Annotated in this window: 12 protein-coding genes; all 12 read right to left on the reverse strand. The window is 52.6% G+C overall.

Translation table 11 applies throughout. The features are described from left to right. Positions 1 to 16: 16 nt before the first annotated feature. A complete protein-coding gene (locus AQ981_RS23100; protein ID WP_058914121.1) occupies positions 17 to 535 on the reverse strand; it encodes a MucR family transcriptional regulator in 519 nt (172 codons plus the stop codon). Positions 536 to 647: 112 nt separating this feature from the next. After that, complete coding sequence (locus tag AQ981_RS23105) at positions 648 to 2,024, reverse strand: VasL domain-containing protein (protein ID WP_058914122.1); 1,377 nt, start codon at positions 2,022 to 2,024, stop codon at positions 648 to 650. Continuing rightward, a complete protein-coding gene (tssE, locus tag AQ981_RS23110; protein ID WP_058914123.1) occupies positions 2,024 to 2,452 on the reverse strand; it encodes a type VI secretion system baseplate subunit TssE in 429 nt (142 codons plus the stop codon). Before tssE ends, AQ981_RS23105 begins: the two co-directional genes overlap by 1 nt. 3 nt (positions 2,453 to 2,455) lie before the next feature. Beyond that, on the reverse strand, positions 2,456 to 2,992 hold the full coding sequence (gene tssJ / locus AQ981_RS23115) for a type VI secretion system lipoprotein TssJ (RefSeq protein WP_058914124.1): 537 nt from the start codon (positions 2,990 to 2,992) through the stop codon (positions 2,456 to 2,458). Then, entirely contained in the window at positions 2,973 to 4,052 is a 1,080-nt protein-coding gene (gene tssG / locus AQ981_RS23120) for a type VI secretion system baseplate subunit TssG (RefSeq protein ID WP_058914125.1), read from the reverse strand. The genes tssJ and tssG overlap by 20 nt, the downstream gene beginning before the upstream one ends. Further along, positions 4,016 to 5,776: a type VI secretion system baseplate subunit TssF gene (gene tssF / locus AQ981_RS23125; RefSeq protein ID WP_058914126.1), complete on the reverse strand. Its 1,761-nt coding sequence runs from the start codon at positions 5,774 to 5,776 to the stop codon at positions 4,016 to 4,018. Before tssF ends, tssG begins: the two co-directional genes overlap by 37 nt. A 211-nt stretch (positions 5,777 to 5,987) precedes the next feature. Further along, positions 5,988 to 6,479, reverse strand: coding sequence for a DUF6392 family protein (locus tag AQ981_RS23130; RefSeq protein ID WP_058914127.1), 492 nt, complete (start codon positions 6,477 to 6,479; stop codon positions 5,988 to 5,990). A gap of 207 nt (positions 6,480 to 6,686) precedes the next feature. Next, entirely contained in the window at positions 6,687 to 7,130 is a 444-nt protein-coding gene (locus tag AQ981_RS23135; RefSeq protein ID WP_058914154.1) for a DUF1240 domain-containing protein, read from the reverse strand. Between the two features lie 559 nt (positions 7,131 to 7,689). Beyond that, positions 7,690 to 8,607, reverse strand: a complete 918-nt coding sequence (locus tag AQ981_RS23145) for a PAAR domain-containing protein (protein WP_058914155.1) — start codon at positions 8,605 to 8,607, stop codon at positions 7,690 to 7,692. Positions 8,608 to 8,612: 5 nt separating this feature from the next. After that, positions 8,613 to 10,223, reverse strand: coding sequence for a type VI secretion system protein TssA (tssA, locus tag AQ981_RS23150; RefSeq protein WP_082683261.1), 1,611 nt, complete (start codon positions 10,221 to 10,223; stop codon positions 8,613 to 8,615). Beyond that, positions 10,216 to 13,542: an ImcF-related family protein gene (locus AQ981_RS23155; protein WP_058914130.1), complete on the reverse strand. Its 3,327-nt coding sequence runs from the start codon at positions 13,540 to 13,542 to the stop codon at positions 10,216 to 10,218. The genes tssA and AQ981_RS23155 overlap by 8 nt, the downstream gene beginning before the upstream one ends. Before the next feature lie 56 nt (positions 13,543 to 13,598). Further along, positions 13,599 to 14,813, reverse strand: coding sequence for a hypothetical protein (locus tag AQ981_RS23160; RefSeq protein WP_058914131.1), 1,215 nt, complete (start codon positions 14,811 to 14,813; stop codon positions 13,599 to 13,601). Positions 14,814 to 15,210: the final 397 nt, after the last annotated feature.

Genomic DNA, 15,210 nt, shown 5'->3' on the forward strand with positions numbered 1-15,210 from the left:
GAATAACCGGTAACTGTCAGATCAGGTCTGAGCTAATACACTTTAGCCAGTGATACAATCTGCTGATAGATACGTTCAGGTCATCGGCAATATCCTGGACTTTTTCCCCGGCGACCTTCCTGTTTTTCATTCGCCTTATAGCTTCTGTTTTCAACTCCACAGAGACACTTTTTATGCCAGGAGATCTTTCCCATATCCTGTTTTTAAGGATATCTCGTCGGGCATATTGTTTCTTCAATATAGAACCGGAGCGATTACGCCAGTCAGGATCTGACTTTAGTTGCCTTCTCTTTATTCTCATCATGGCTATTTGTTCTGCGGGATCCAGTTCTCCCTTGGCTATTCTTTCCTTCATATATTCACTTTGTTTCTCCAGATATGAAATCCCTGCCAGTGCGATGTGCTTCGGTATGTTCCATTTTTCACGATATTCGTCAGCGCGTATTCCATGCACAAACCAGATATGGCGCGGTAAAAAAATGAGCAATTTGCCACACTCCAGACAGGGTATTTTTTCCCGCTCATGATATGCCAGAACCTCTTCACGCGTTTTGAATGGCCTGTTCCTCTCTTTTTTGTATACAAAGACTCCTTTTAAAAAATGGCAAGGTCACATATCCCTTATTGGTACATAAATCCCCCGACGTTTACTGACTTTGTTCCGCCTTCGTATCCAGTAAAATGACATAGCGATTCAGCAACTGATTTAACCGGGTATCAATCTGCGTCAACAGCGTCGGCGAAACCTCTCCGGTCTGTTTTTGTTCTTCCAGTTGCCTAAGCAGTTCTTCAAGTGGCGGCTCCTTTAACGACTGCCGGATGCTGTACACCGCTGTTTTTAGTTCCGAACCGGTCAGATATCGCCCCTTACGCTCATCCAGTGCATCCAGCTGCGCCGACAGGCGCTGTAGCTGGCTCTGCGCCTGTGCGTAGCCATTCAATGCCTCTGTGGACAGGGCGCTCAGCTCCCGCTGTTTACGCCACTGCGCGTTCAGCGCCCTGACCTGAGGATTATCCGGCCACAGGGCATCAAGCTGGCGTAGCTGGCGATATCCCTGCTCCAGCGGCCAGCGGGCAGGTAATTTGTTTAACTGCTCCAGTTGCATCTGACTTGCCGCAATTGTTCTGTCCTGAGCCAGCAGCGCCTTATCCTTTACATCCAGCGTTGCCAGCTCGCCGCTCTCCAGCGACTGCGGTAATGGCATGACAGACAGTTGTATTCGCTGGATTAGCGCGTCCGGCTGATTAAGCAGCGACCAGCCCCATAATCCTGTTCCGCCGAGACAGGCCATCACAACCATTCCGGCCATAAATATCGGCCATGCCCGTTGCCGGGAGATTTCAGGGGATGGCGCGGATGGACTGGCATCCTTATCGTTTTGCTGAGCGGGTCTGGTTGCAAAAACCGGCTGTGGACTTTCTTCTGACTTTTCTGGTTGCTTCATTTCCTTGCGGGGTAATTCAGGGGGAGTGATAGTGGTTTCCGCTCCCTGAGGCGCCAGCCGCTCCAGACGTAGCGCCGTATTACGAAACTGCCCGGCCAGCACATCCAGTTTCGTCATATGCCACAGTTCACACTGTTGAAGCGTGGTTTCGATGGCAGAAAGATGCTGTACACAACGGTAGATCTGCGGCAGATCCTGATACTGAATATCCAGCGTTCTCAGTGCCTGCTGCATTTTTTCTGTGACCCAGCTGAGCAGTGATATTCTGGAATGTACCTGTACCGGCCAGAAGTCGGCCCATCGCTGGAGCAGTATGTCCAGTGAACCGAGTCCGTCTGCCATCCCTGCCAGCCCCTGCCGTCTGGTTATCGCCAGTACGTAACAGACCAGCGTCTGTAATTCCACGCCATTTTGCCGGAACAGCGCGAGGCTGAGTTTTTCCACCTGACGCCAGTCCACATCCGGTCGGGCCGGGTGAGTCAGTTTACTCATTTCAGCCTGCAGTTCACCGGATTCCTTATAAGTACAGGGATCGCCGCCCATGACGAACTGGCTGATAAAATTCGCGTTACTTGCCATCAGTACGCCCGCTCCTGTTGTTTGAGATGGCGCAGAACAATTCGTCCTTCCGGAGAAAACACGCCATCAAAGCGTATCCAGCCGGTATTGGGAAGCTGCGCGTGGATCAGGTAATTAAGATGCCCCGGACGGGGCTGGGGGAGTAGCTCCACCTGTATCTGACTCAGGCGTGGTTCATAACGCAGCAGCGTTTCTTCAATCTGACGCATCAGGCCATGAATACCTGCAGCCATCCCCTGATGGATCAGACTGAGATCCGGCAGACCGTAATCCGGCAAATGCGCCAGTGTGCCTGCCCGACAGTTGATAATGCGTTGCATATTGTCCATCACGGAAAGGATAAGCTGATCCCGCTCGCTGACCTGTTCCAGCGGTAACTCGCCGCTGAAACTGAATGTCAGCATTTCATATAAGGAAGGTGTCGACATCGGTTATTTATCCTTGAGAGGCAGCAGTCGCAGGTCGCTTCTCATCAGTTCAATCGAGCGCGGCTTGTCGGCCTCCAGTTCGTCCCTTTTGATCACCAGACGCCAGCTGTCGCTTTTTTCATCAGGGTGATAAAACTGCCCAATAATGGCGACAAACTGCGTCTCTTTATCCAGCGGCACATTCAGGGATGCCGTGCCTTCTGGTTTTACCCAGACGGTGTGTTTTGCCAGTACGTCCTTCTCCAGCGTCTTCTCTTCCTGCATAAACAGGGTGTCATAATCCGCCTTATCAAAATCTTCGCGGGTTTTCAGTTGCCAGACATGCACCATCGTGGAAAGCGGCGTATCTTCCGCATCCGTATTCAGGGTGCTGCGGGAGAAGAAATCGAGATGCAGTATTTTGATTTGTTTGTAGAAAACGGCTGAGGCCACGCTTTTCGATTCATCCACCACTTTCTGAATCAGCCCGCAGCCACTCAGAACAACCGTCAGCATCGCCATACAGAGCAGCGCCGGACGTTTAAAACGAATAGGAAACATGAGTCATACTCTCCCTGTTACGAATGGAAAAAGCGGGCATTAATCCCTGATAACGCCCCAGACTGACCGTCACTGTTCCGGTCGCGGGCGCGGCAAAGGAGGCGCGAAGGATGCCGGTACGGCTAATCTGTACACGCTGTTTTCCCAGCCGGGCAGCAGGCAACAGGCTGACGGGCAGCGTCAGTTGCAGACGGGCCTGACAGCGCCAGCCCAGATAAACGCGCAGCAGCACCAGCAAATCGCTGTGCAGTTGCCCGCCGGGCAGCCAGCCACGTGCTTCTGCGGCATCTTCGGTATACAGTTTCAGCAGCAACTGGCTGTTGACGTCGGTGCCGGTACGCCCCAGCAGCGTTCGCGTTTTCAGGCTGATGGGCGAATTTTTTGACAGACCGGCAGGGGCCGGGAGAATAACAGGCTGCGGATCGTGAGGCACTACCGTCGCTTTCGTCAGCGGGGCAAGCAGTCCCACCAGTGCCGTGACGCCTTCCGCCGTGCGCGTCGGCAGGCGCATCACGCTGAGCAGGGCCAGAAAACGGGATACCGGCGTGGCGATATGGTTCTCGCTGCCGGGAATACCCAGCCCGATGAGTCCCAGCAGACAACGGGAAATGTCATCCACGGCACCTGCTTCAAACGACGCCGGGTAGTTATATTTGCGCCAGATGCGGTAATACTGAGTGATAAAGCGATGGTTAAAAATATCGAGAAACGCCATCACTGCGTCATGTCCGTCATGACGCTGGGTAATGTAGTCCAGATAGGCGGTTGGCAGTGGCGAATCCACGCCGTACAGGCCGAGAAAGGTGGTGCGCACCGTGGGTGGCGCGTCGGGATTGCCCACGTCACGTTCAACGTTCTTTAACTCGCTGACCGGAAAGCCCATTCCGGGATGGGGACGAAAGCGCACCGCATCGGTGGCGGGGCTGTCGGTACTGCCCAGTGGCGCGTTCTGCTGGCTCTGTTCCAGCAACTGGCAAAAACGGTAAAAATTGATCCGCGCAATATCCGGGGCCAGCCGGTCGGTCAGCCCGGTACGCGCTGGCTGTGATGCTCTGTCCATTGCAGGCACTTTCCTGTGGGTTGCAGAATTAAGGTCAGTTGAGTGAATAAGTGGATATCGGCATACAGTGCGAAAAAGCGGTGCAGCAGTTCACCAAACAGCGTGATATCACCTTCTCCGGCAAAGCCGTTACTGTCCAGCGTCACCTGAATATCCACGCCACGCAGCAGAAAGCCTCTTTCAAAACGCTGTATCAGGCTGTGCTGAACGTCGACAATCGCCTCCAGACGACGGCGGTTCATCTCGCTTTCGGTCCAGTCGTAAAGCGCCAGCGTTCCGCGCAGAATTTCGGCGTTATCCATCATCGATAAAAAGTTAGAACCAAGGTGACTGAGCACCCGCCAGTGGAAGCGGTCACGCGCCGGGGGATAGCAGGGCTGCGTCGGAGCACACAGGTTACGCACCCGCAGGACATTCTGTGAGGCATGAACTGGCGTATCGAGCAGCGTGCTCTGTAAGGCTTTACGGGGAAGCTGCCCGTTGGTGCCGGTCAGGCTTAAAGAGAGCGTTTCATCCTCCAGCATCCGGTCAGTATCAAACGCATCGCCGCCCAGAATCAGCCAGGTGTCATGCAGGCCGGAAGGGCCGCGCTTTACCCGCGTGTGGTAATAGCGTTCCGGCGCATCGTGGCGCAGCATCCCGCCCCGGTGACGAAAGCTGGAGAAGGGGACATACGCCTGACTGCCGGTATGGCGCGAAGAAATAATGTTGTCGACGGAATAAATCTCGGTATGCCCGTCCTGAATGCGCATCGGGCGCAGCAGAAATTCGTTTTCCAGTGGCGAAAGGTGTAACGGATCGGCTTCGAGCGGGAACAGGTTGATGACCGGCACGCAGTGCAGGCGGAGATTGTCGGTATTAAACGGCAAATCATGAGGCCAGTTTTCCGCCAGCACCACGTCAATCTCAAAGCCGGTTATCCCTTCCGGCCAGATGACGTTCTCCAGCCCGTTGAGTGCCACAAACATAAACTTCTCGCGGAAGGTGAAATACTCCAGCAGCAACTGGTAGCCGCTGAACGCCGACTCGCCTTTTGGCCAGAGCCTGTCATTATCCTCAAAGCCCAACGGGGAAAAGTGTGCGTCAAGCGTCCGGCGATCCTGCCCTGGCAGACGCAGCCAGAACTGCTGCGTACCAAGCGTTAAAGCCCGGTGCAGCGCACAGGCCACCGGACTGTCGGCATTGAGAAAGAGCGGCAGACGGGATAAATCGATCTGTGACCAGTCACCGACCAGCGGGCCGCATTCAAAGCGCAGACGGATAACCGGGCGTCCGTCCGGTTCATATTGCAATGACACGTCCGGCAACGCCAGCGGATGCAGCGTGATATCCCGCGTGGCGCTGTAGAAACAGCGCGTTCTGCGCTCGCCAACCGGACGCGACAATACCTGAAAATCGCTCAGCGTTTCGCTCTGCTTCATCTGCCGGTGATCTGTCGACAGTTCAACCACGGAAAGTGACGGGATGGTTCGCAGGTAGTGAGGCCACAGCAGGCTGACCAGCCCTTCAGTCAGTTCCGGCAGATCGTCGTCCAGCTTTTCGCGCAGGCGGCCCATTAAAAAAGCAAAGCCTTCGAACAGGCGTTCCACATAGGGATCGCGTGCGCCGGGTTTATCAAGATTAAGCATCGCAGCGCGGTCGGGGTAAGCCTGCGCAAATTCTTTCCCCGCTTCACGCAGGTAGCGCATTTCGGCTTCGTAGTAGCGTTGGGTTAAGTCGTCCATTCAGACCCTGTGATTTAATTAACGAATAATAAACGTGTTTTTTAGTTTTAAGAATGAAATGAATTGATATCAGCAAGTCGGGAATTTTAAATACACCATATTAAAATATATGGTTGAAGCGTGACACCATATTTCTGTCACGCTGAATATTTAGCATTGTTATTTTCAGTAAATTAAACGCTTACATGATGTTCGCGTCAAATACATTCAATCAGGATGAAGTTAAGTTAAAATATTGCCAGCGCAATTCTGATGTCGGCATATATGTAATACTCTTAACTAACTCATCAGAGTCATAGGCTACTCTCATCGTAACCGGAATATGAAAACCATCAATCGAAAACCGTTCAACCCATCCAAACATCGTAGTTCCTATCATCCGGGGTGGAATAGATTTGTCTGGTAAGCCAAATGTTTCATGTACCCACTTGCGTGACATTTTACTTTGCAGTGGTAAAGGTGGTTTATTAGGGAAAATCCAGTTTTTTACCTTGTCATGTTGAATATAAAGGGTCATTTCGTTGAAGATTTTCCCATCACGCCTGAATGATAAAAATAACCCTTCTTTTGCCATCTCCAGGTTGAGATTTGGGGAGCCTGCATAACCTTTAGGTTCTGTTTTGTAAGTAATGACACCATTATCAATTAGTTCGGGGTAGCTTTTTTCTAAGCTATAAATTAACGCTTCAATATTCACGGTCATTTATATAATCCCTGTTCTGAGTTTAACTTGTGTATTCTCGCTCTGGCATCTTTCAGTTGTTCTTCTGATGCTCCTTGATCTTTTAATTTTGGCTCTAATGCGTCAAAATTACGATCGACTACAGCTCTAAGGTTCCTGGCATGTTTGGCAAGATTATCAGCATTATTACGCCCGTCAAAAGTCTCTGGGTGTTACTTCTTTATTGGTTTATTTATTGCCGTTTCTTTCACATAATGATTTTTCTTTAACGTATTTCGTTGCCAGACCCGGCATCCACCCAGACGGGATACCATTACAAGCAATATAATTTCTAGATAATAATTCTTTTTTGTAAATTGAAGAAAAAATCAACATTGCGCAAATAGAGGAAGCAATAATAATCTTAATTATTAACCAAAGGCGCACCATTGTTACTTTAGATAATCGCCGCCCACTAATAGCAAAAAACAAAATCTCAAACGACATTACATATAATGTAAAAGGTAAAAAGATAATTAATATATACCCCCAGCTATATACAATAATATCATTCCATAAAAATAGTTCATAAGTAGCATAACAGCCAAAAAAAACAAAAGTTGTGGATAAAAAAAATATAAATATGGCTCCGCAAGTTAACTTTAGCTTTTCTTTTAATGCATTTATAGTCATATCTATTTCAATTCCCATTTGCTCACATTATTTAGTTTATCTTTTAAATACTCCTTTACTTCATGTTCCAGTACTTCCTTCCCTTTAATAAGCATGTGTTTTGCCCACATGGCTCCCAAATCCCTTCTTCAATCTCTCTGGCTTCCTTAATATTATTTTATTATTTACTTGATCACTAACTTCCCTGAGCATCTAATAAATAAAACAAAGTAAGAAAAATAATACCATCCCATTAGCAATGTGTTTGATATTAACGCAAGCACCTCTAGCTTATTATAAGCATCTACACCCCTGAATATTATATCTGTCAATAATAAAGCAATGAATGATAATAGACCACCTGTACAACACCCAAAGAACAAAGAATAAAAAACATTTAATTTATAAAAAATATCAGTAACAAATAAAATAACAAAGGAAAATGAAAGGTATAAAATTAGGTAAGAATACCAGTAAAAATCATGAAGTTGATGTTTGGCGTCAACTTTATAAACAAGATAAACATTAACAAATAATGATATAATAAAAAATAAAAGTAATACTATAAATCTAAATATTTTCATTTATTCTCGCCATTTAACTTTATTCTTTTTTCTTTTTCTTTAACAACCGCTTCCCATAGTGAATTTGGCAGCGTATAAATATCAAGTTCTGGGATTATATATTTTAACAATTTTGAAGACCATTCGGCACAACTAAAACTCCCCGGTTCTTCATCGCCATCATCTAATGCCAATGCAGCATTCTTTATCGTTAATAACTCTTCATTCGTTACCGGTAAAGATAATAACTTTACCTTATAGGGAAACCATTCGCTATCCAGCTTATTCTGCGTTACTTCATTCGGATTTTCTTGATAACTGATAAAATCATCCAGTTTTGCAAATTCACCACTAAATACAAAACCGGATCCTCTCTGCCCATTTCCATTTTCTAATTTTTTATAAGGATTATAGCTTCCATTAGGATCATAAAGATAAGGGCTTGATGAATCACCAGACACTTCAAAATAAATAGCTGAATGATCTCCCATTACCTCGGCATTAGTACTATATACTCTAATTGTGGATGTAATTAAAATTATTTCTGATGTATATTTTGTCTTTTTCTGAGTGTTATCTCCTCGAACATCCGTCCATTCTTTATTTAACCTATTCTGATCTATTCCTGCTATCTGGTTATCTGTTCCTGAACCTTCTTCGGTCTCATACGTATCATCCATCATTGACGCAATAAATCGCGCCTTACACGGGCAACTGCTCTGACTGTCCAGCGATCCCGCCATCAGCCTGCCGTGAATATCCGTTTCCGGCACGCCGCCGACGATAATAAACATCCCCGAATGTTTACCGCAGGTCACTCTGTCCATATCCCGCGCCTGCGGGATACCCATGATCGTATGGTCGTCCGCCCCTTCAATAATTTTGCCGCCGCAGGTGGTCTTATCGCCCCTGACCAGAAAATAGCCTCTTCCCATCGTCATCACTCCTTATGTTGCGTATCACACAATACCGCTGCCCGTACCGGATCGATTGTCACCAGCGTTCCCAGCAGGATTTCCATTTTTCGGTTCAGCAGGGCTTTATCCGCATAGCGGTGCGCCCGCAGGCGCAGCAGTTTCAGTTGTCGGGCTTTTACCTCAAACAGCAGGTCCGGCTCCCACTGCGTCAGCGTCAGCCCCTGTGCGGCGGTATCCAGTTCTTCCAGCAGCAGGAGCGCCATTTCGTTTTTACCGTACTGTTCCGCCACCCGCGCCATCAGCAGTCGCAATAACAGGCGCTGGCGTGCCGTGGTGATGCCCGGACGGGTCTGTATCCAGCCCAGAGCCGCTTCCACGCCCTGACTGTCTGCCATCTCCAGTGCTTCCGGCTCCAGCGCCAGTACGTCATTTGTGGCGTCGTCTGTCGGTACAGCGGCTTTCCCTGCAAGCCATGCGCCGTCTTCCCGCATCATGACCTGCTGCGCTATCCAGTTGCGCGTCACCTCGTCGGCGAACGGTGTGCCGTCGTTCCATGCCAGATTTTCCAGCCCTGGCAGACGTTCCAGCAGCAGCGCCAGGTCCTGACGGATAACGGCTGTCCACCTGTCCCACGGTGCGCCCGCCTTAGTCAGCGCCTGATGCAGATACCACTGGATATCCAGCCAGAAATGGCTGACGCCGGTGCTGAACATCAGGTCGGCCTGCTCCAGCAGTTCCGTCCAGTTCTGCTGCGCATACAGCCGCTTAAGCTGGTTGCGTGACTCGGTGCGCGGCGGGGCCAGCCGGGTTTTGCCGTCCACGTCCGGCGGCAGTTCATGCACCGTGTCCCAGCGCAGGGTTTTCATCAGCCGGTGTGCCGAAAGCCAGCCCTGCGGCTGTTCGTTCAGATAACGGGCCAGCACTTTCGCCTGGTCGAGCAGGTCACGCCCGGAGGTGATGGTCTGTACCTGTGGCGCATCCACCGGGGATGACGGTGCAGGAACGCTGCTGCTGTTTTGCGGCACCACCGCGTTCATCCCACCCGACTGCGCCAGACGCGATTCCAGTGCGTTAATCAGCGGCATCAGGGAGGGAGACTGTTGCTCCTCGGGCCATGCGGCGAAGAAAACCGTCAGTTGACTGAGGGCAGCAACAATGTTCGCAAAATCCTCTTTTGCCACTTCCGGGTAGCGGGCAAGACTGTCGAGCATCTTTTCCCCCGCCAGCCACTCCAGCGCCATTTTCCGGCTGGCCGGACGTGAGGGCAGCAGTTGCGTACCGAAGCGTTCCACCAGTCCGGCCAGCAGCGCCAGCCCCTCAGCCAGTCCGCGCTCACCGTCGCGGTGCAGTCGCGCCCAGATGTAGTAAGTGGCGATGCGCACGTCTTTTGCCTGCGTCAGCAGCAGGGATTCGGCAAGCTGGCAGATGAGGTCCGTATCCGCGCCGGAAAGTTTGTTCATCTCGTCGCGGATACGCAGAAAATCGTCGTGGTAGCCGGGGTCTTCCCCGACCGGCGTATCTGCCGTCACCGGCAGCAGCCATGTCTGCCACAGCGCCGCCTGTGTTCGCGCCACATCCAGTGCATCCCGGTCGGCAAAACAGCTACGGGTCAGCTTTTGCAACAGTTCACTCATCGGCGTCTTCCCCGTATTCTTCCGCATCCTTCATACTCCTGCCGGTCAGAAATACCTGTCCCGGCAGGCGGAAATTTTTCAGCTCCAGTAGCGCCAGCGGCCCTTTACCCTGTTCAACCCGCAGCAGGTAATTCAGCGGCAGGCCGTCCTGCGCTTTCCACACCACTTTAAAGGTACTGCTGTCCACCGGGGTCACCTGCGCCTGTTCCAGCAGACGAATAAGGCTCCAGCTTCCCCGGTAATCCGCCAGTATACGTTCCATCGCCTGCGTGCTGGTCCAGCTCAGCGATGCGCCGGGTTGCCACTGTTCATCCGGCCAGTTAAAACGCTGCCAGCGTTCCTTCTGGTTGAAATACTCCAGTTCCTGCCCGTCAATCACCAGATGTGTTTTCATCACGTCTCGGGCCGGTTTTGCCCGCAGTTCAAAATGTATCCCGGCATCGCCGCTGGCAAAGGCGGTGTCGGCCACATCGCGCAGGCGGTTCAGGGCGCGGATAAAGTCCGGGTTGACCGTCAGCCCCTGCGTGTTCATGGCGTCAGCCACCCAGTAGCGGCCTTCACGTTTCAGTACGCCGGAAAGGTTGGCGGCAATAAACTGGTTGATGCGCCCGTCATCGCGCAGGTACTGCGCCAGCAGGGGGAGGGAGGCATCATTCTGTGAGGCTTTGAACGGATAGCGACCGGCGAAGTCCTGATTCCAGTGGCTGACAATCGCCCGCTGCCACTGGCGGTTCAGGCTGTCCGCCGCAGGCGTCAGCACCTGCCGCCACGACTGTTCCACCGGGCGGACGAACAGCGCCTGACCGAAGCCACTCCATTCCTCGCCCAGACTGGCGGCGATTAACCGTCCGTAGTCGCGGGTGTCGGTGAGGTCAACGGTTTTGCCCTGTAAAACCGTCTGCGCCAGTTGCTGGGTCATCTCCTGCGGGTCGGGGGCGTTGGTCACCTGTTGCAGTTTGAGGCGTACGCGGGTGACGCGGGTGAGGTAGGTCTGCAGACTCAGCTGGCTGTCGCCGCCTCCGGCCTTATCGCCCAGCAAACGCAGCAGCGGAGCGAAGGTTTTATCCAGCGGCCCGACAGGCACGTCGCCTTCACGCGATTGCTGCGGCGTTTTCTCCTTACCGTTAAACAGTTCCTGTGCCGATTTCGCCAGCGAGTCTGACAGGCCACGGTTTTCCCTGCCAGCCGCTGCCTGCCATGCGAGGGTGTCCGTCAGCGCAATCAGTGGCGACTGACGGGCATCGGCCATCAGTGTCAGCTGGTCGAGAATGCCGGAGAGTGAGTCTTCCTTTTTCCAGCGAATGCTGTTGAGAAACGCCAGCCAGCTTCCGGCAAAGTCGGTAAAGTAGCGTGAGGTGAGACGGTTACGCAGCGTATCCGGTGAGATATCCGCAGAGGTATCCTGCTGGCGGTCGCTGAGTACCCAGTCGATTTCCTCGCGCCGCGCCGTCACCACCTGCTCGATGGCTTCCCTGACCTGTCCTTCCCACGCCTGACGGGTGAACATCCCCGGCACCGTCTGTTCCGTACTGAAAAGAGATTCGGTGAGCGTATCCCCGGTCATGTCCGCCAGCGTCATATCGGCGTAGTTGCGGGACACCTGTTGCAGCACGTTCTGGTAGAGGGTGTTTTCGGCATTGCGCACACCAATCTGGCGCAGCAGGATTTTACGCACCGCGCCGGTCAGTTCCGGTGGCGGCGAGGTTTTCCACTGCGGGTGTTCCGGCAGGTTCGCCATCCAGAAGGTCAGCAGTGACGGCAACACGCTCTGACGCACACCTTCCGGGATATTTTCATAGCGCAGGCCGTCCGCCATCAGCGTGGTACTGAAAAAGGCAGCGTCGGCCTTTTCCGGGCGGGAAGTCATCAGCAATGCCTTAAGCTGCTTATAACGTTGTTCACCGGTGGCGGTACGCTGAGGACTGTTGGGCGGCAGGGCGACAAAGGCGTTCAGTTGCTGTTGCAGATGGTCAACGGCCACGTCGCGCACCAGCCGGTTTGCCGCCTGCGCATAGCCGGGAAAAGCGGCGGCGAGCAGTTGTTGGTTACGTTCAAGGCCAAAACGCTGATACCACGGCGCACCTTCGCGGATACGATATTGCAGGCGTTCCAGTTCGCCCTGCAGGGTATGCAGCGCCACCAGTTGTTCAGACAGCGGCAGGCGGGTATCGAGCGCCCGCGCCGTCTGGATACCGGTTTCCTGAACAAGCGCGCGGTTGGCGAAGAACGAGGTCGTCATTCCGGCCCCCCATATCGCCAGCATGCAGATGCCGGTTATCAGCGAGGCGCGTAGCCACGGAAAGCCCACCGTGCGCCCGCGCGCGTTATCGCCGGTCACGCCCGCCCAGACCGGTGACGGCAGCCACGCATGAGGTGCGGCTTCCGGCACGGCGGTAAGCGGCGGGCTGAACATCAGGCCGCGCAGGCGCAGGGAAGAAAATGCGCCGCCTGCCAGCAGCGGTTTCAGGACGCTTTGCCAGTGAGCGATACCCCGCTCTGCAAGGGTATGGGCCAGACGCAGCAGAAAATCATGGCGGTTATCGGTCAGCAGCTGCGACATGCCCTGTTCCGTCAGAGGCGGGGTTTGTGCTTCCAGCATTACAGCCAGTTGTTCCGGGGTACAGCGTTCCGGCAGCAGGCAGCCGACGCTTTGCAGGGGGCATCCGGTCTGATAATCACCGTTGTCACAGACCTGCCACAAATAGAGTGGGGCCTGGAAACCGAGTCGCTTACTGCCGTTAACCAGCTCGCGCCAGCCTTTGTCGAGTTGCGCTGTCTGACGGCTCTGTTCTTCTGTCAGTGGCCAGATGATGCCATCCAGCGGACGGCTGCGGCGCAGTTTTTTTAAGGCGGTCAGCAGTGTGACATCAGGCTCCGCTGATGGCCTGCCGCCATATATCAGCACCGTGTGGTCGCCCTCCAGCCAGTGTTGCCCGGTCAGCCCCGGCGCGATGGCTTCTGCCTGTTCAGGCTCGCCGGTCACCAGCAGCAGGCGGACGTTACGCCGCCAGAACGGACCGTAGCGGTCGCGCAGGAAGGCGGCGAGTTCCACCATTGCCGGATGACGGCTGTCGGCTTTCTTTGTCGTCACCGCACGATAGTCATCTCCGGCGGCAAGCTGTCTGCGGAGTTCAAAGTTCTGTACGGCAGCGTGGCGGTTCAGCAGATGATAAACCCCCATGATAATCAAAAAGACCACGCCTGCGGCAATCACGCCAGCCATCCAGTACATTTGCTGTGAGCTACCCGGTTCAACGCCCAGCAATGCCGGTTTACGGTGAATAAACGTGCAAAGCGCAACCACAACAGCCACGGTCATGACGATGGCAGGCCCTGAAACAGAACGGGGCCGGAGACGGTTTAATCCCGGAACCACTATGATGCCTCCTGTGGGGAAACGAATGGCGACACCACGGTCGCCCATGAATAATGCCCGCCCTGAACGCCGCTGAGCGTCAGTTGGGGGTGTTGTGATTGTATTGCCGCCAGCGTTGCCGCAGCGACGGACAGCCACGGCGCTGCCGGGCCGGAGCGCCCCAGAAAGGCATCCAGCTCGTACATCAGGGCTTCCTGAGTAAACGGCTGGTTAAGGCTTAACAACGCGGTACGCTGTTCCCTGTCCAGTTCGGCAGTCCATATGCCGGATATGGCATCTGGCTGCACCGGCATCCAGTCCAGCGCCTGTGCAATGCCTGACGCCATCATCTCTGTATCAGTGATACGTTCAGGACGATGCAGCAGGGCCAGCGGCGTCAGCGCTATTTGCGTCAGTCGGTTTGCCAGCAACAGCGCGGTGGCGGATTCTGCCGTCCGTTCCGGGTTCTTCGGTTCCAGACGCACGGAAATCACCAGCAGTACGGCCTTTTCCTGAATAAAGTTGTCCAGCCAGTCGTCCACGGCGGCCAGCCCCGGCTCCGGGCCGGAAAACAGACGGGCTTCGGGAAGTCCGGCTTTTTGCCATTCGTCCTGCCAGATAGCCATAACCGTTGACTCAGAAAGCGGCGCATCAATTTCCAATAGTACGTTGATATGAAAATCAGGGGGCAGCAGAAACAATTGCGGTCTGATATCAATAAAAAGGCGGGAAATAATTTCGGATAAACGCCCGGTAACCGGTTTATTGGTTAATACGGGAATGACACTGCGACGCACGGTATCTTCTCCGCGCAAATCAGCGTAAGTATTCAACACCTGCTGACGCGCCAGAAATGCTGTTGTAGTTTCTGCAACGGAATCACCATTCAGCGCGGTTTGTACGGAAAAACTAAGTATCTGCAACGCCCGTCGTCCCCGGCGCGTTTCCTGCAAAATCACCTCTTCCCGGCGCTTATTCCAGGCATCAGCCCGAATGTACTGCGTGATAAAAAACAGCCAGCGAACTGAAGCAACCAGCGACCAGATAAAGGCAGGCACACCGCAGGCCAGCCCCCAGAAATGCGGGCCGTTTTTTGCCAGTTCATCGCTGGCGAATAATGAGGTTATTGCCACACCAACAGACAGCATCAGTAATAAGGCTGACAGCCATTTAATGCAGGCTGGCGGTGCGGGATAGGATTCTGCGTCGGGAATGGTATTAAGTCGGACAGGCATCAGTACATCCCTTTATTTTGCATTTCCATTCAGGAGTTAATAACCTAATAAATTAGGAGGCTATAGCCTCAACTAATATCCATCAAATAAATGTATATTGATTCATTTCTGTCAACATACTTTGGTTATTATAAAATTAACGCCATGTTTATTGTCATTATTTTTAATCTAACCGCCGCTAATATAGAATCATGTTATTTCATTATTGAAAGATCAATTGAAACATTAAGTTTTTTTGTTTTTATATTTGCAGCATCAGAAACAGAGTGGCTAGTGTATTATTCATGAAGTGAGTAAATGCTTGCTGTTTCGTATTTTCCCCATCCCATCCTCGCATCCCACACTCATATTTTATAACAGCTAAATCATTAGCTTTTGCCTGAAATGAAATCAAGAA

Origin of the sequence: Entomohabitans teleogrylli, assembly GCF_001484765.1 — a bacterium.
Taxonomy (GTDB): domain Bacteria; phylum Pseudomonadota; class Gammaproteobacteria; order Enterobacterales; family Enterobacteriaceae; genus Entomohabitans; species Entomohabitans teleogrylli.